Origin of the sequence: Microvirga sp. 2TAF3 (genome assembly GCF_052114965.1) — a bacterium.
Lineage (GTDB): Bacteria > Pseudomonadota > Alphaproteobacteria > Rhizobiales > Beijerinckiaceae > Microvirga.
The window spans coordinates 1-356 of the sequence record NZ_JBFRFT010000076.1; the positions used below are offsets into that span (position 1 = coordinate 1).

The following is a 356-nucleotide window of genomic DNA, read 5'->3' on the forward strand; positions in this document are numbered from 1 at the left end:
GCCGCCGCTGAAGGGCGCGGGCGCCGATCTGGGCTGCGGCTTCGGAGCGCTGTCGCTGGTGGCGCTGCGCTCGCCGGCGGTGACGAGCCTGCGTCTGATCGACATCGACCGGCGCGCGCTGGCGGCGGCCAGGAAGAACGTCGAGGACCCGCGCGTCGCTTTCGAATGGGCCGATGTGCGGACCCTTGAGACGGCGGGCGAACTGAACTTCATCGTCAGCAATCCGCCCTTCCACGACGGCGGGACCGAGGACCGGCGTCTGGGCCAGAACTTCATCCGTCAGGCGGCGGCCCTGCTGAAGACCGGCGGCGTGCTGTGGCTGGTCGCCAACCGGCACCTTCCCTATGAGGCCGAAC

General features: G+C 70.5%; 1 protein-coding gene. It reads left to right on the forward strand.

Translation table 11 applies throughout. The features are described from left to right. Positions 1–356, forward strand: a 356-nt coding sequence (locus tag AB4Y97_RS21080; RefSeq protein ID WP_442000988.1) for a class I SAM-dependent methyltransferase, incomplete at both ends; no start/stop codon positions are given.